This is a genomic window from Deinococcus aquaedulcis (genome assembly GCF_019693445.1).
Classification (GTDB): domain Bacteria; phylum Deinococcota; class Deinococci; order Deinococcales; family Deinococcaceae; genus Deinococcus; species Deinococcus aquaedulcis.
The window spans coordinates 305,275-320,535 of sequence record NZ_JAHRBL010000002.1 but is presented as its reverse complement, the minus strand read 5'-3'; the positions used below and the strand labels follow the sequence as shown (position 1 = coordinate 320,535).

14 protein-coding genes are annotated in these 15,261 nt (G+C 69.7%); 6 read left to right on the top strand and 8 right to left on the bottom strand.

Annotated elements, in window-relative coordinates; genetic code table 11:
* Nucleotides 1-316 precede the first annotated feature (316 nt).
* On the bottom strand, nt 317-2,170 hold the full coding sequence (uvrC, locus tag KMW22_RS04495) for an excinuclease ABC subunit UvrC (RefSeq protein ID WP_221088828.1): 1,854 nt from the start codon (nt 2,168-2,170) through the stop codon (nt 317-319).
* Nucleotides 2,171-2,290: 120 nt separating this feature from the next.
* Here uvrC and KMW22_RS04490 point away from each other — a divergent pair, with 120 nt between their 5' ends.
* From KMW22_RS04490 to KMW22_RS04480, 3 genes are all read left to right on the top strand, one after another.
* Entirely contained in the window at nt 2,291-2,701 is a 411-nt protein-coding gene (locus KMW22_RS04490; protein ID WP_221088827.1) for an Rrf2 family transcriptional regulator, read from the top strand.
* Between the two features lie 63 nt (nt 2,702-2,764).
* On the top strand, nt 2,765-3,625 hold the full coding sequence (locus KMW22_RS04485) for an SDR family oxidoreductase (RefSeq protein WP_221088826.1): 861 nt from the start codon (nt 2,765-2,767) through the stop codon (nt 3,623-3,625).
* A 60-nt stretch (nt 3,626-3,685) separates the two neighbouring features.
* Complete coding sequence (locus KMW22_RS04480; RefSeq protein WP_221088825.1) at nt 3,686-4,291, top strand: histidine phosphatase family protein; 606 nt, start codon at nt 3,686-3,688, stop codon at nt 4,289-4,291.
* Nucleotides 4,292-4,339: 48 nt separating this feature from the next.
* Here the strand turns inward: KMW22_RS04480 and KMW22_RS04475 are convergent, their stop codons facing one another.
* From KMW22_RS04475 to KMW22_RS04465, 3 genes are read right to left on the bottom strand one after another with little or no spacing between them, the layout of a single operon-like run.
* On the bottom strand, nt 4,340-5,548 hold the full coding sequence (locus KMW22_RS04475; RefSeq protein ID WP_221088824.1) for a Gfo/Idh/MocA family protein: 1,209 nt from the start codon (nt 5,546-5,548) through the stop codon (nt 4,340-4,342).
* Nucleotides 5,545-6,573 (bottom strand): dipeptide epimerase, encoded by a 1,029-nt coding sequence (locus tag KMW22_RS04470; protein ID WP_221088823.1) that lies wholly within the window; start codon nt 6,571-6,573, stop codon nt 5,545-5,547. Before KMW22_RS04470 ends, KMW22_RS04475 begins: the two co-directional genes overlap by 4 nt.
* On the bottom strand, nt 6,561-7,436 hold the full coding sequence (locus tag KMW22_RS04465) for a C40 family peptidase (RefSeq protein WP_328774595.1): 876 nt from the start codon (nt 7,434-7,436) through the stop codon (nt 6,561-6,563). The genes KMW22_RS04470 and KMW22_RS04465 overlap by 13 nt, the downstream gene beginning before the upstream one ends.
* 239 nt (nt 7,437-7,675) lie before the next feature.
* On the opposite strand from KMW22_RS04465, the gene KMW22_RS04460 reads away from it, so the two are divergent.
* The gene (locus KMW22_RS04460; protein ID WP_221088822.1) at nt 7,676-8,734 is read left to right on the top strand and encodes an SGNH/GDSL hydrolase family protein; all 1,059 of its coding nucleotides are present in this window, start codon (nt 7,676-7,678) and stop codon (nt 8,732-8,734) included.
* A 7-nt stretch (nt 8,735-8,741) separates the two neighbouring features.
* On the opposite strand, the gene KMW22_RS04455 is transcribed toward KMW22_RS04460, so the two are convergent.
* Both KMW22_RS04455 and KMW22_RS04450 read right to left on the bottom strand, forming a co-directional pair.
* Complete coding sequence (locus KMW22_RS04455) at nt 8,742-9,725, bottom strand: dipeptidase (RefSeq protein WP_221088821.1); 984 nt, start codon at nt 9,723-9,725, stop codon at nt 8,742-8,744.
* Nucleotides 9,726-9,730: 5 nt separating this feature from the next.
* Nucleotides 9,731-10,417, bottom strand: coding sequence for an HAD family hydrolase (locus tag KMW22_RS04450; protein ID WP_221088820.1), 687 nt, complete (start codon nt 10,415-10,417; stop codon nt 9,731-9,733).
* A gap of 207 nt (nt 10,418-10,624) precedes the next feature.
* Between KMW22_RS04450 and KMW22_RS04445 the strand changes: the two genes are divergently transcribed.
* Entirely contained in the window at nt 10,625-11,770 is a 1,146-nt protein-coding gene (locus KMW22_RS04445) for an aminotransferase class V-fold PLP-dependent enzyme (protein ID WP_221088819.1), read from the top strand.
* Nucleotides 11,771-11,837: 67 nt separating this feature from the next.
* On the opposite strand, the gene KMW22_RS04440 is transcribed toward KMW22_RS04445, so the two are convergent.
* The gene (locus KMW22_RS04440; protein WP_221088818.1) at nt 11,838-12,542 is read right to left on the bottom strand and encodes a metallophosphoesterase family protein; all 705 of its coding nucleotides are present in this window, start codon (nt 12,540-12,542) and stop codon (nt 11,838-11,840) included.
* A gap of 168 nt (nt 12,543-12,710) precedes the next feature.
* Between KMW22_RS04440 and lnt the strand changes: the two genes are divergently transcribed.
* Nucleotides 12,711-14,210, top strand: a complete 1,500-nt coding sequence (gene lnt / locus KMW22_RS04435; RefSeq protein ID WP_328774594.1) for an apolipoprotein N-acyltransferase — start codon at nt 12,711-12,713, stop codon at nt 14,208-14,210.
* Here the strand turns inward: lnt and KMW22_RS04430 are convergent.
* Nucleotides 14,207-15,130 carry a tyrosine-type recombinase/integrase gene (locus tag KMW22_RS04430; protein WP_235692560.1) on the bottom strand — a complete coding sequence of 308 codons (924 nt, stop codon included), beginning with the start codon at nt 15,128-15,130 and terminating at the stop codon, nt 14,207-14,209. The genes lnt and KMW22_RS04430 overlap by 4 nt on opposite strands.
* Nucleotides 15,131-15,261: the final 131 nt, after the last annotated feature.

Here is a 15,261-nt window from a genome sequence, read left to right as displayed (position 1 = left end):
CCCAGACACGACAGGCAGTGAAGATCACCCGGCCAGCGTGCGGCCCAGCCCCAGGCCAGAGTCTGGAGGAGCGGGCGCATGTACTGTGGTGTCGCCCCGCATAGTGCCATGTCCGGTTCACTGAGTGGTCTAAACCCCGAACTCGTGTCCAGCCAAAAGGGCCCAACGCCGAACCTTGAGCCACTCAATCTTAAGGAGAGGGATGGGGAGGCGCTGTTTTCCGACCTTCGAGGCAGAGCATTCGCCTGCCCATTATTCGCCCCTGCGCGCCTTCTGTTTCACCTGCCGAACCAGCAGAATCCGTACCCCGATTCCTTTACCGTGTCACTGGAGCCTGATTCGCCGCCCGCTCCGCCAGGAACGCCTTCACACTCTGCGCCGCCCGCATGGTCATCCCCGGCACTGCCGCAATCTGTTCCAGCGGCGCCCCCGCCAGATCCTCCAGGCTGGTGAAGTGCTCCAGCAGCGCGTCGCGGCGCTTCTGCCCAATGCCCGGCAGGTCGTCGAACACACTGCGCAGCATGTCCTGACCGCGCAGTTTGCGGTGATAGGTCACCGCGTAGTTGTGCACCTCGTCGCGCACCCCGATCAGCACCCGCAACGCCGGGTGGGTGTGCGGCAGCAGCAACTCGCGCTCCACGCCAATTTCGGTGCCGCTTTCCAGCCACCACTGCGCCCCGTAGCGCCCCGGCAGAATCAGGCGCTCCTCGCGCTTGGCCAGCCCCACCACCGGGATCTGCAGATTCGCGTCCTTCAGAGCGTCCAGCGCCGCGTTCACCTGCCCGCGCCCGCCGTCAATGAGCAGCAGGTCCGGCAGGGGCAGTTTGTCGGCCAGACTGCCGGTAAAGCGCCGGGTGATCGTCTGGCGCATGGCGGTGTAGTCGTCGGGGTGGTCCAGGCCCTTGACCTTGAAGCGGCGGTGTTCACCCCGGCGTGCCCGCCCGCCCTCGAAGACCACCATGCCGGAGACGATGTTCGTGCCAAACAGGTTCGAGTTGTCGTAGCCCTCGATGCGCCACGGCCGGTCCGGCAGCGCCAGCACCTCGCGCAGGGCGTCCAGGCCCGGGTGGTCGCCCCGGCGTTCCAGCAGCGCCAGTTCGGAGTCCAGGCCCGCCCCCGCGTTGCGCTGCGCCATCTCCACGAGGTCCACCTTGTCGCCGCGCTTGGGCGTGCGCATCTCGATCTTGCGCCCCGCCTTTTCCGAGAGAAACTCGCTCCACACCGGGGCGTCTTCAAAGTCGGCCGGCAGCAGGATCAGTCCCGGCACATGGGTGGCCTGGGTGTAGTAGTCCTGCACAAAGGCTTCCACAATCTCGCCCAGCGGCGCGTCCTCGGTGCCCGACAGAAAGCGCTTGTCGCGCCCCACCACGCGCCCGCCGCGCATGCGAAACAGCTGCACCATCGCGTATTCCCCCGCCTGCGCCGCGCCCAGGAAATCCAGGTCCGTCTCGTCGCTCACAAAGGCGTGCTGCTCGGTGCCAAAGAGCTTTTCCACCGCCTGCACCCGGTCGCGCACCCGGGCGGCCTGCTCGAAATCCTGGCCCTGGGCCGCCACCTTCATGTCGGCCTTCAGGCGGGCAATCACCGGCGCCGCGCGGCCTTCCAGCAGCGATTTCACGTCCTCCACCACCCGCGCGTACTCGGTCGGCTCGGCGCGGTCCACACACGGGCCCAGGCAGCGGCCCATGTGAAAGTTCAGGCAGGGCCGGGCCTTTTTCTGCAGCGGCAGACCAGAGTTCTTGCGCAGCGGAAACATGGTGTCAATCAGGTGCTTGACCCGCCGTACAGCCGAGGAATCCGGGTACGGCCCGTAGTAGCTGCCCCCGTCTTTGAGGACTCGGCGCGTGACCACCAGCATGGGAAACGCTTCGTTCGTCAGCTTCAGGAACGGGTAGTGTTTATCGTCTTTCAGCGTGACGTTGTAGTGCGGCCGGTGCTGCTTGATGAGGTTGGCTTCCAGCACCAGCGCCTCGACCTCGTTGCGGGCCGTGATGAATTCCAGCGTGTCCGCCAGCGCCGTGAACTTGCCGCTCTTGCCGCCTGCCTTGAAGTGCTGCCCCACCCGGGCGCGGATGTTCTTGGCCTTGCCGATATAGATCGGCGTGCCCCCCTTGCGGAAGATGTACACGCCGGGCGTGGTGGGCAGCACGGGCAGGTCGTCTGGATGCACCTGCCCAGGATAGGGGAGGGGCGCGCGCGACTCCGTGAGGGAAAGCGCCCTGTCGCTGAAGACTTGACAACCCCTAACTTGTCAGCAAAACTGTGACACGTTGGAGAGGAGGTGGGGCCAGTGAACAGTCAATTTTCTGTGGCGGTGCATATCCTGGCCCTGGTTCATCAGTTCCCGGACGCCTCCAGTTCAGCCGAGATGGCCGGCAGTGTGGGCACCAACCCGGTGGTGATCCGCACCGTCTCGGGGCTGCTGCGCCGCGCCGGGCTGCTGCGCACCCGCCGGGGCGTGGCCGGCGCTGAACTGACCCGCCCGCCCACGCAGATCACCCTGCTGGACGTGTACCGCGCCGTGGGTCAGGGGTCGGTGTTTCGCCTGCACGAGCACCCGCACCCCAGTTGCCCGGTGGGCGCCAACATCCAGGCCACCCTGGAGGCGCACTTTGCCCAGGCCCAGGCCGCCCTGGAAGCCGAACTGGCCCGGACCACCCTGGCCGACGTGACGGCAGACCTGGCCCAGCGGGCCGGCTAAATTTTTTTCTCCAACATGTAAGTGAAACGCCGACACCTCGCCCCTCATCCCGAAGGAGTTCCCATGATTGCTGTGACTGGTGCCACTGGCCACCTTGGCCGCCTGACCCTGGACGCCCTGCTGCGGCGCGGCGTGCCCGCCCAGACCCTGGTGGCCCTGGTGCGCTCCCCCGAAAAGGCCGCCGACCTGGCTGCCCAGGGCGTGCAGGTGCGCCGTGCTGACTACACCCAGCCGGAAACTTGGCCCCCCGCCCTGGACGGGGTGAGCCGCCTGCTGCTGGTCTCCAGCAACGACCTGAACGACCGCCCCGGTCAGCACCGCCAGGTGATCGAGGCCGCGCGTGAGGCCGGCGTGGCCCTCCTGGCGTACACCAGCCTGCTGAATGCCGGCACGGCGCAGATGGGGCTGGCCGCCGACCACCGGGCCACCGAAGAGATTCTGCGCGCGTCCGGCGTCCCCTTCACCCTGCTGCGCAACGGCTGGTACACCGAGAATTACACGGGCAGTCTGGCGCAGACCCTGGCCCAGGGCGTACTGCTGGGTGCCGCCGGCGACGGTCAGGTGACCCCCGCCACCCGCGCCGACTACGCTGAAGCCGCCGCTGCTGTTCTGACCGGCGAGGGCCACGAGGGCGCCACCTACGAGCTGGGCGGCGACGAGGCCCTGACCCTGCCCCAGATCGCCGCCGAATTCAGCCGCCAGGGCGGGCGCCCGGTGGCCTACCAGAACCTGCCGGTGGCCGAGTACGCCCAGACCCTGAAAAGCTTTGGCCTGCCCGCCCCCCTGGCCGAGATGCTGGCCGATTCCGACGCCGGCCTGGCGCGCGGCGAACTGAAGACCGACAGTGGCGACCTGCGCCGCCTGATCGGCCGCCCCACCACGCCGCTGGCCGCCGCTGTAGCCGACGCCCTGCGCCCCGCCTGACCGTAGGGAAGGGAAGACCTGCGCCCTGGCTTTCCCTCCCGATTCCGTAGACTGCGCCCCATGCACCTGTGGCTCATCCGGCACGGCGAAACCCACGGCAATCAGGCCGGCATTCTGCGCGGCGCGGCGAGCGCGGGCGACGAACTCAGCGAGCGGGGCCACGCCCAGGCGCAGGCGCTGGCCGGGCGCCTTGCCGCCGCATCTCCACGCCCCCAGGCCGTGTACGCCAGCACCTACCGCCGCGCCCAGCAAACAGCCGAGCCTCTGGCGCGCGCACTGGGCTTGCCTGTGCAGGTGCGCCCCGACCTGCAGGAGGTGGACTGCGGCGACTGGGCTGGCCGCCCCTACGCCGACTTGAAAACCGCTGTCCACGACCTGCGCCTGCCCGGCGGCGGGCTGGGCTTTCGCGGCGGCGAGACGTTCGAGCAAATTGCCGCGCGCTTTGTGCAGGCTCTGGAGGGGTTGCCCCAGGACCAGGAGGCCGCTGTGGTCTCGCACGGCGGCATCCTGCGCATTGGCCTGGCCGCGTTGCTGGGCCGGGATATCGAGGAGGTCTGGATGCAGGGCGAACTGGTGCTGGGTAATACGGACTATGTGCTTCTGGAGAAGCTCAACGGCGAATGGAGCCTTCAAAGCAACCGACGAGACGAAAATTTCACGATCTGATATAATCGTGAATACTTTCACTTAGTATTCTATAAGCAAACCTTGTCTTCACTCCAACTCCACCACGCGACCTTCCACCCTCGCCCGCTCGGCCGCAAACGCCATCCGGTGCGAATCCAGCGACTGCGCCAGCGGCGTTGGGGGAGGGGCCGCCCCGCGCAGGAAGGCCAGCCACGCCTGCACCAGGCCCAGGTCACCGCCGCCGTGGATACCTGCTGTGTCTACTGTCCAGTGGGTCACTGCGCTGCTCCGAAAGTCGTGCAGCTCCAGCTCACCGCGTTCCATATGGCCGCGCAGTTCGCCGTGGGTGCCCAGCAGCTTCAGCGTGCGCGTGTTGTTGTGGGTAAACGCACTCACTGTCAGCTGCGCGGTCACGCCACCCTCGAAGACCACGGTCACCGCCTGATGGTCCGGCTGGTTGTTGTGGCCCAGGTACACGCATTCGCCGTAGGGTCCCTGCGCCAGGGCGTCCTCCAGCGCCTGCCCCCCGGCCGTGAGCACAGTAACCGGCCAGATCCCTGGATCACGGTCCAGATAAATCCGGCGGGCATCCGAGGGACAGCCCACCACCGGGCACACCACGCAGCGGTCAGCGGCGCCGGGTGGCGCCTGATCCGGGCGGAAGTGGTGCAGCCCGCCTTCGCTACTGACCCGCAGCGGCCGGGCACCCGCAAACGCGCGCAGCAGATCCAGGTCGTGGCTGCTCTTGGCCAGCAGGAACGGTGCGGCGGGCGGCGTGGCGCGCCAGTTGCCCCGCACATACGAATGCGCGTAATGCCAGTGCGCCACGTTCTCCGCGTGCTGAATCCCCACCAGCTGCCCCAGGGCGCCCCCGTCCAGCACCCCCTGCACCGCCTGAAAAAACGGCGTGGCGCGCAACACATGGCACACCGTGACCCGCCCGGCCGACGCCGCCTCGGCCTGGAGCAGCAACGCCAGTTCGTGCTCGTGCAGGCAGACCGGCTTTTCCAGCAGCACGTCGTAGCCCAGGGCCAGCGCCTGCAGACAGGGCCCCACATGCGCGTCGTCAGGGGTGGCGATCACCACCGCGTCGGCCACCCGCCCCCGGGCGAAGAAGGCGTCCCAGTGGACAAATTGCGCCTCTGGTTCCACCCCATGCCGCGCCGCCACCTCGGCCAGGCGTGCGGCGCGCGGTTCGACCAGGTGGGTGATCCGCGCGCCCTGGGCCTGCAGTAAACGCCCGTAAACGTCCGCGCCCCGGTTCCCGCAGCCGATAAGAGCGATACGCAGGCTCACCGCCGCGTCACGCCCCAGCCGGCGCCTGTGGGCCGCTGCAAGTGCCCCGCCTGCCACACCAGTCCCTCAAATGGATCGTCGGCCAAAAGCAGGGCGCCGTCCAGGTCGGCCCAGTCGCACGCGCCCGCCAGGGCCGCCGCCGCCGCAATGCCCAGGCTGCTTTCAATCATGCAGCCCATCATCACCTGCAACCCCGCCGCGCGCGCCAGCCGCAAGGCGCGCAGGGCCTGCAGCGGCCCGCCCAGCTTGGCCAGCTTCAGGTTCACGCCGTCAAAGGCGCGCGCCAGGGCCAGCACGTCCCCCACATGGTGCAGACTTTCATCCGCCACGAGGGGCACCGCTGAGACCCCACGCAGGGCCGCATGCCCCTCGAGATCGCCGGCCGCCAGGGGCTGCTCCACCAATTCGACGCGCGCGGCAGAGAGCACGTCCAGCATCCGCCGGGCCTGGGGGCGGGTCCAGGCGGCGTTGGCGTCCACCCGCAGGGCCACCCCAGGCGCTTCCTCGCGCAGGGCCTGAACAATCGCCTCGTCGTGGTCGGTACCCAGCTTCACCTTCAGCACGCCGTGGCCCCGGCCTACAGCCTCGCGGGCCTGCCGGCGCATGTCGTCCAGCGGGGCGATGCCCACCGTGTAGCTGCTTTCCGGCAGTGGCAGCGGGCTCAGGCCCAGCAGTTGCCACGCCGGGCGGCCCACGGCGCGCGCGCACCAGTCCACCGCTGCCATCTCCAGAGCGCACTTGGCGCTGGGGTGCCCCTGCGGCATCAGTGCGGCGAGGCGCGCGCCCAGCCCGTCCCAGTCCCAGGGGTCCTCCAGGGCCCCCGAAAGCAGCGGCAGCACGCCCTCTACCGTGGCGCGCGTCTCGCCGTAAAAGGCATTCGGGGCCGCCTCGCCCTGGCCCATCACGCCGTCTTGCGTGAAGGTCACGAAGGTGCGCGGATACACACTGTGCGTCCAGCGGGCAATGCCAAAGGGCTGCGCAGTGTGCAGCTCCAGCGTCTCCCAGCCTAGGCTCACCCGGGCCACCGCCCAAAGCCCTCCAGGCTCTCTTGCAGCCGCGTGCCGTACTCGCCCTCGCCCAGCGTCTCGATGCTCACCCGCATGTGCGTGGCGTTGGCGTGCACCATGCGCCGTTCATCCAGCATCAGGCCCACGTGCCCCGGGAAGAAGGCGAGGTCACCGCGCACCGGCGCCTCCACCGCCTGCAGCGCCGCCTGCTGCTGGTCGGCGTCGCGCGGCAGGGCCCGCCCATGCGCCGCGTACACGACCTGCGTGAGCCCCGAGCAGTCCAGCCCCCACGCGCTGCGCCCGCCCCACACATACGGCGCGTCCAGAAAGCGCAGTGCGAGGTCCGCCACGTCGCCCGGAATGGGGGAGAACACGGCCGCCTGCACCCAGGCCTCCACACCGTCGCCCAGCGTGACCGGCACCCAGCGGCGCCCCTGTTCCTCGACCACCTCGCCAGGCCGTGTGCCCACCTGGGCCCCCAGCGCCAGTTCGCCCACCAGCGGCTGCCGGATGCTGGGCCCCGCGTAGGCGTGGGCCCGCAGGGCGGTGACAGGATGCAACTCGGCCGCCGGCGGCTGCGGCTGCGGCTCAAGGACCCGCACCCAGCCCAGGTAGCCGTCATGCACCGTGCGCACCCGCGCCCAGCCCTCGCGGTTTTCCCACAGCAGCGCCAGGGCCTCGCCCGGCAGGGCCTCGGTGACCTGCTCGGCGCCGTCCTCGGGGGCACCGAGCAGGCTCAGGCGGCCGGGGCCCGCCCACAGGGGGCGCGTGCCCAGGTAGCGCCAGCCTTCGCCGGGCAACTGCCCGCGCAGGGCGCTTTCGGCCACCCGGGCCGCCGAATCAAAGGCGTGAATGCGGGGGTCCAGAGCGAGATCCGTCACGCGCTCCAGCCTACGCCGAAACGGGCGGGCGCACGGCCACAGCTGGGGCAGCGGAACAGGCTGAACATGAACGGGATCTGTGTCTTTTCCTTCTCTGCGGCGTAGACGCGCCGTCACGGGGAAGCGGCATGGGTTCGGAAGTCGTAGCCAAGCGCACCCAGACACGCAGGAAGGCTGTGGTATACCCACATTCGCTGGTGGCCGCCCCGCGCCGCCGCTGCGTCTGTGGAGGTGGTGCCATGAAAGCCGCCCTCGTCTGCCTCGCGCTCCTCACCGCCTGCACGCCCGCCCTGTCGCCCAGCCCACGCGCCGCCGCTGTGCCCTTTGCCCGCTATGTGGCGATGGGCGACAGCATCACGGCCGGCTTCCAGTCTGGCGGCCTCACCGCCGAGTCCCAGAACGCCTCCTACGCCCACCTGCTGGGCCAGCGGGGCGGCCTGGACACGCCCATGCCCGACGTCCTGGCCCCTGGCTGCCCGCCACCCATCGGCGTGAGCGGTGCCAAGACCTGCCAGCGGGCCCGTCCAGACGTGCAGGCCATGGTGGTGGCGGTGCCCGGCGCCAGGGTGGGCGACGTGCTGCGCAGCACCGACACCCAGGCGCAAGACCCCGACCCGCTGCTGTACGACCCGGACCTGTACCGCGCGATTCTGGGCCCCGGCACCACCCAGCTGCAGGCGGCGTTGCAGCGGCAGCCCCAGTTTGTGACCCTGTGGATTGGCAACAACGACGCGCTGCTGCCCACCCTGCGCGGGCAGCCGGACCAGGCCACCCCACTGGCCCAGTTCCGGGCCGACTACGCCGAGCTGCTGGCCCGCCTGCTGGACGGCGGCGTGCCGCATCTGGTCGTGATGACGCTGCCCGACATGACCCGGGTCCCTGCCCTGATCCCGGTGCGGGTGCTGCGCCTGGGCGGACTGGTGGACGCCAGTTGCCAGGGCCAGGAAGCGTATTTCGGCACGCTGACGGTGGCCAAGGCCAGCCGTGAGCAGCCGCTGTCCTGCACCAGCCCGGCCGCCCTGACCGCCGCCGAATACACCCAGGCCCAGCAGATCGTGCGCGGCTACAACGACGCGATCCGCGAACTGGCCGCCGCCAATTCGGTGCCGGTGTTCGACGTGAATGCGGTGCTGGACCGTCTTCCAGGCCGGCCCCTGCTGCCCACAGCGGCGGCCCCCTTTGGGCGCCGCTTCAGCCTGGACGGCATTCACCCCAGCAGCTTTGCCCACGAGCGCTTTGCGCAGGCGCTGGCCGTCTTCCTGAACGAGCAGTTTGGGACCGCCCTGAACACCCGCTAGCCGGGCCTCACAGCCGGGTGCTCAGCCAGCGCGCCCAGTTCCCGCCGGCCACCCCCGCCCGCGCGGCCTCGGGCAATTCGTCCAGCAGCCGCCAGACCTCGCGGTGGCGCGTGACGCCAGCCGGCGCCTTCTCGGCCCCGAAGCCCCCGTCCAGATCGCTGCCCAGTCCCACATGGTCCCAGCCGACCAAAGCGGCGTAGTGCCGCGCGTGCGCCGCCAGCTCGGCCAGCGGCACCTGCTCCAGGCTCCCTTCGGGCAGCGGGCGAATAAAGCGGTTCAGGTAGACCAGCCCAATCACCCCCCCCGCCTGCGCCACGGCGCGCGCCATCTCGTCACTCAGGTGGCGGTTGCCCGGCACCAGCGCGCGGGCATTGGCGTGCGAGGCGATCATGCCGACCCCCAGCTCCGCCGCGTCCCAGAACGCCGCGTCGTCCAGGTGCGAGGCGTCCAGGGTCAGGCCCAGCTCACGCATGGCAGTCACCAGTTCGCGCCCCGCCTCCGTCAGGGGCCCCGGTGCGTCGGTGCCCCCGGCGTAGCGCGTGCGTCCCCAGGCCGGCCCAATGAGGCGCACGCCCCTTTCTGCCCAGAAGGGAAGATCGTCGGCGCCACGCACCGGATCGGCCCCTTCCATCAGCAGCACCACCCCCAGCGGCGCGTGCTCGTCTTGCAAGTGGGCCGCCACCCCGGCGCGGCTCGTCAGCACCCGCACCAGTCCGGCGTCCTCCCAGCGGCGATACACGTCCAGCTGGGCCAGGGCCTGCGCGCGGGCGCCCGCGTGGTCCACGTACCCGTGCGGACTGCCCGGGGTGCGCGGCAGAGCGAACAGCGTCCCCAGACACACCTGCACCCCCGAGGCCCGCAGTTCCGGCAGCGTGACGGCGGCCGTCTGGCCGTTCACCGGGTCGCGGGCCCGCAGCGCTTCCAGGCTCAGGGTGAGGTCGCGCCCATCCAGGGCGTTCATGGCGAGATCGAGGTGGGCGTCAATCCGCACGGGCCTCACGGCGCGTGGGCGGGCCCCGGCACCCGGTCCAGCACCGCGCGCAGGTCGTGCAGGGCGCCCGCCACCTCGCCGCGCAGGTCAATCTGCACCGCCTGCATGCCCAGCGCGCGGGCCGCCTCAACGTTCTCGGCCTTGTCGTCCACGAACAGCACCTCGGCAGGTTCCACCCCCAGGGCCTCGGCCGCGTGCAGGTAGGCCCCGGCGTCCGGTTTGTGCACGCCCACCACGCAGGTGGCCACCGCCACGTCCACCAGATCGTCCAGGCCCACCGCCTTCAGGGTGCGGTCAATGCTGGGCAGGGTGTTGCTCAGCACCCCCACCTTCAGACCCCGGGCACGCAGTTCCAGCAGCACCTCACGGGCATGCGGCACCGGCTTCATGTAGACCTCGTATGGATAGGCGGCCATCAGCTGCGGCGCTGCTTCGGGGGACAGACCCAGGCGGCCGGTCAACTCGGTGCCGTAGTCGGCCCAGAAGGCGTCTTCCTGGGCCTGGGAGCGCAGATCCCACCACGTCAGCGCCCGCGCCGCCCACTGCTCGCGTAGGGCCTGCAGCGCGGCGTCTATAGGAACGCTGTACGTGCGCGCCATCCAGGCAGCGGCCTCGCGGTATACGCCTGGGTCGGTGTAGGCAATCGTGTCGTCCCGGTCAAACAGCACCGCGCGCAGGCTGGGTTCACTCATGCCCCCCATGCTAGAGGCTCAGCTCTGAAGGTGTCTGGACAGCCCCGCAAAGCCCCGCGCACTGCACCGTGACGACTCTTTTCATTCTGGGCAATTTGCAAGGCATCTTCTGATTCTTGGAGCAATATTTCCCCATCAAAATCGCTTGTCCTTCACTCATTCGCAATATCATTGCTAAAACCTGCCCGTTCCACTACCTTGTAGGCCATGTCCGCCCCTGCGCCCGAGCACACCCTCCTCACGCCCGGCCCCACGCCGATCCACCCCGACGCCCTGGCTGCCCTGACCCGCCCCATGCTGGGCCACATGGACCCCGAGGTCTTTGCCCTGAACCGCGAGATTCAGGCCGACCTGCGCGCCATGTACGGCGCGGCGCCGGACACCTTTACCGCCCTGCTGGCCGGCACCGGCAGCCTGGGCATGGAAGCGGGTTTCGCCAATCTGGTGGAGGCGGGCGACGAGGTGCTGGTGTGTGTCAACGGTTCGTTCGGCGCGCGCATGGCCGAGATGGCCACCCGCTATGGCGCCCGCGTGCGCGTGGTGCAGGCCCCGCACGGCGAGCCCATTGACCCGGCAGCGGTGGCCGCGCAGCTGGACGGCGTGCGGCTGGTGGCGGTGGTGCACGGCGAAACCAGCACCGGCGTGCTGAACCCGGTACCCGCCCTGGCGGCCCTGGTGCGGAACAGCGGCGCCCTGCTGACGGTGGACGCGGTGACCACGGCGGGCATGGAGCCCTTCGCCATGCACGAATGGGGCGTGGACTACGCCTACACCGGGGCGCAGAAGTGCCTCTCGGCCCCCCCCGGGCTGGCCCCGGTGGCGATCAGCGCCCGGGCCTTTGAACGCTTTGCCGCGCGGCGGACCCCCACCCCGCTGTGGTACTGCGACTTTGAAGGCCTGCGCGACTACTGGGACCGCCAGAGCTACCACCACACTGTGCCGGTGAACCTCCACTACGCCCTGCACGCGGCGCTGCGGGCCGCCCTGGACGAAGGCCTGACCGTGCGCCAGGCGCGCGCCGCGGAGATTGGGCAGGCGGTGCAACGGGCCTTGGCGCCCCTGGGCTTTACGCCGTACGTAGCCCGCCCCGAAGCCCGGCTGCCCACTGTGCTGGCCCTGCGCCTCCCCACGGACCTGAATGACGCTGACGTGCGCCGCCGCCTGCGCGAGCGCGGCATCAGCGTGACGGGCGGCCTGGGCCCCACCGCCGGCCAGATCTGGCGCCTGGGCCTGATGGGCGAAACCGCCCGCCCCGCGCCGTACCTGACCCTGATGCGCGCGCTGGAAGACCTGCTGGGCGAACGCGGCCTCGCTGGGCGCTTTCTGGATGCGCTGGCCCCGGTGCCGGCCTGAAGACCAGAAAGCCCAGAAAAGCGCGGCGGACCTGTAACTGGGTCCGCCGCGCCTCTGCTTTTGTCCTTTACCCCATTCGCCCGGTGCGAATCACATCGGCAATCACCGGCGGCAGGTTCCAGGCCATGATGTCAAAGGCGCTGGACGCAAAGTCATAGGTCACCTTGTGCAGGGACACCTTGGGCTTGCGGCCCACGCAGTCCACAATCGCCACGTCGGCGCCGGGTTCGTGGTTCAGGGTCAAGCCCACGCTGCCGGGGTCCACGAAGGTCGTGTCACCCAGCACACGCACAAAGGGCACGTGCGAGCCGCCCACCACGATCACGCGGGCGCCCAGCGAATCGGCCAGTTCTTCGAGTTCGCGCTCGGGGGCCATCAGGTCCAGGCGCTGGTCCGGGGCGTAGGGGCTGCCGTGAAAGAAGCGCACGCGGCCAATCGGCGTGGTAATGCGCCCGCCCGGCGGCAATCGGCGCAGAAAGTCCAGCTGCTCGGGGGTCAGGATCTTCTTCGTCCAGGTCAGCACCTGATCGGCCACGCCCTTCCGGTCGGCGCGGTCGCCCAGGTCAATGGCCACGCGCATGTCGCTGGACCCCAGGCCGGTCACCCAGCCCTCACGCCGCACGAAGTCAATCACCGGCCCGGGGCTGGCGCCGTAGCCCACGAGGTCGCCCACCACGATCACCTGATTGACGATGTTCTCGCTCAGGAAGCGTTTCACCGCCGTCAGGGCGTGAATGTTGCCGTGTATGTCACTGATAAAGGCCACTCGCAAGGTGCACGTATCCTAGAACATTCCGCCCTTATCTGTGGTGCGTGGCCGCCATGCCACCCACGGGGGACCCCTGTGGCACTCTTTAGCCTCGTGGCCTGGGCAGGTCGTGCGGCGGCTTCGCCACCTGCTGCCGAAACATGGGCCGGGCGCGGCCCTATCATGGCCCCCATGCCTGTTCCCGTCACCGCCCTGCTGCTGGGCCTGGCCCTGGCCGCCTGCGGTCTGCCGCTGCCCTGGAGTGCGCTGAGCGCCCTGCCGCTGGCGGCCATTCTGGCGTTCACCGCCCGCGCCGAAGCCCCCCGGCAGGCCGCCGGGCGTCTGTTCTGGGCAGGCTTCGGCTACATGGGGCTGCACCTGTGGTGGCTGGGGGCCTTTCTGGTGGACCTGTTCCGGGGCTTCGTGCCTATGGGCGCCCTGGCCGGGCTGCTGTTCGCCCTGGAGGGGGCCTTCCTGGCGGGCATGGCCCTGATCGCCACCCGCCTGACCCCTTCGCCCACCGGTCGGGTCTGGACCCTGGCAGGCGGCTGGGTGCTGCTGGAATGGCTGCGCTTTCTGGGCCCGCTGGCCTTTCCCTGGCCCACCCTGGGGTACACCCTGCTGCCCACGCCCGCTATCCAGATCGCGGACCTGGGCGGTGTGCTGCTGGGCAGCGTGCTGGTGGCCTTGACGGCGGCGGCACTGGCCCATGCGGTGCTGGAGCGGCGGGGGAGAGGGGCTCTGCGGCCGGTCCTGCTGGCCGCCCTGGCCTGGGGCGGCGCCCTGGGCTACGGCCTGACTCGCCTTCCCGGTGAAGGGCCTGAACAGCCCATGCGGGTGCTGCGGATGGCGTTTCCAGCGTTTGAGCGCGCGTCGGGCACCCTCACGGCAGATGCGCAGTTGCGGGTGCAGCGTGAAGCCAGCCTGCAGCGCCCACCCGGCAGCGTGGTGGTCTGGAGCGAGGGCGCCATTGAACTCCCAGGGGGCCCAGCGCCCACGCCCGGCCTGCCGGTGCCGACCTTTCCCGGCCCCGGTATCAGCGGCATAGGCGGCACCGAGTTCGTGCCAACCGCCAATGGCGGCCTCACGGCGCGGCGCTTCAATCAGGTCGCCAGTCTCGATGCCCAGGGGCGGGTACAGAGTGCCAATCTCAAGGCCCGGCCGGTGCCGTTTGGAGAAACCCGGCCCTTCGACGCCGTTCTGTCGCCCCTGTATGGGTTGCTGGAGCGGGTGCTGGGCCTGGGTCTGGGCGATATTCAGCCGGCCCAGACCCTGGAGCCCCTGACCCTGAACGGGGTCCAGTACGGCACCTATGTCTGCTATGACAGCGTGTTCCCCTGGGTGGCGCGCACGCTGGCCCTCCGGGGCGCGCAGGTGCTGGTCAACCCCAGCAACGATGGCTGGTACAAGGGCTGGGGCGTGCAGCAACATTTCCAGATGGGCCGGGTGCGCGCCATCGAAACCCGGCGCTGGCTGGTGCGCAGCGTGAACCTGGGCGTGGCCGGCGCGGTGAATGACCTGGGTCAGCCGGTGCAGACCGTGAGCACGGGTCAGGCCGTGCAGGTGCTGGATGTGCGCCCCAGGCTGCTGAGCGGCACCACCGTGTTCATGCAGGTGGGTGACCTGCCGGCGCTGGGGCTGGCACTGCTGATGGTGCTGTATGGCTGGCGGCGGCGGGTGGCGTGGCTTTAGGGCTTTGGCTTCTCCCGCAGCGCTTCCATAGCCTCCAGCGCTTCGCGGCGCAGCTCTGTGTCCATCTTGGCGTAGATCGCCGAGGTATTGACTGAGGCGTGCCCCAGCACATCGGCGACCACGTGCAGATCACGGGTGGCGCGGTAGAGCTGGGTACCGGCTGTCCGGCGCAGGGTATGCAGGCCCCACATCTCCGCCGGGAGGCCCAGCGCCTGATAGTACTGGGCCGCGATATCCCGCCCGCCTTTGGTGGTCAGGCGTCCGCCCAGATTCCTGGGTGTCAGGGAGACCAGCAGCGGTGCGTCGGGCCCGCTGGGGGCTGTTACGGCGACCCGGTAGGTCAGCCACGCCTGCAAGGCCGCCTTCATGCCCGCCGTGAGAGGCACCCGCCGCAACTTGCTGCCCTTGCCCCGCACCTGGAGGGAACTGGTCGTCAGATCAGCGTCCCCGATATTGAGCCCCACGATTTCAGCGGCCCGCAGGCCCAGATTGCCGCCCAGCAGCAGCAGCAACCGGTCGCGGGTGGCCCGCGTGGGGTGAGCGGGATGCAGCGCTTCTGGCAGCTCCAGCAACTGGCGGTATTGCGCTCCTTCTATGGCGCGTTTGCGGGCGTGGGCGGGCGTGACGTCGGCAGGCGGGCGAACCCCAGCGCTGGGGTCATGATCCAGCACGTTCGCCCACACCAGGGCCTTCATCAGATTGCGGACGCCATAGAGGTGACGTTTCACGCTGGCCGCCGCGAGCCCTTCGGCCTGCAGGTGCAGCAGCCACAGGTCGAACGCCTCGCTGGACAACTGGTTCAGCGCGTGCGCGGGGGCTTCGGGAGGCCCCGTGAAGGTTAGGAAGCGCCTCACGCTCTCGGCGTAGTGCGCCAGCGTGAGTTCGCTGATCCGCCCACCCCGGCTGGATTTCAGACGCATATAGGTATAGAGCAGCTCAGTTAGGGCGGCGGCGTCCTGAGTGTGGGCTGCCCGAAGGCCCTCACGACGGCGGTTGGCAGCACTGGCCCAACGTGAGGCCAGGACCAGGGCGGCACCCGTCATCCCCATCC

Coding starts and splice junctions, on each gene's coding strand:
- KMW22_RS04460 (WP_221088822.1), top strand. CDS start 7,676: ATGAAAGCCGCCCTCGTCTGCCTCGCGCTCCTCACCGCCTGCACGCCC.
- KMW22_RS04485 (WP_221088826.1), top strand. CDS start 2,765: ATGATTGCTGTGACTGGTGCCACTGGCCACCTTGGCCGCCTGACCCTG.
- lnt (WP_328774594.1), top strand. CDS start 12,711: ATGCCTGTTCCCGTCACCGCCCTGCTGCTGGGCCTGGCCCTGGCCGCC.
- KMW22_RS04445 (WP_221088819.1), top strand. CDS start 10,625: ATGTCCGCCCCTGCGCCCGAGCACACCCTCCTCACGCCCGGCCCCACG.
- KMW22_RS04480 (WP_221088825.1), top strand. CDS start 3,686: ATGCACCTGTGGCTCATCCGGCACGGCGAAACCCACGGCAATCAGGCC.
- KMW22_RS04450 (WP_221088820.1), bottom strand. CDS start 10,417: ATGAGTGAACCCAGCCTGCGCGCGGTGCTGTTTGACCGGGACGACACG.
- KMW22_RS04430 (WP_235692560.1), bottom strand. CDS start 15,130: ATGCGTCTGAAATCCAGCCGGGGTGGGCGGATCAGCGAACTCACGCTG.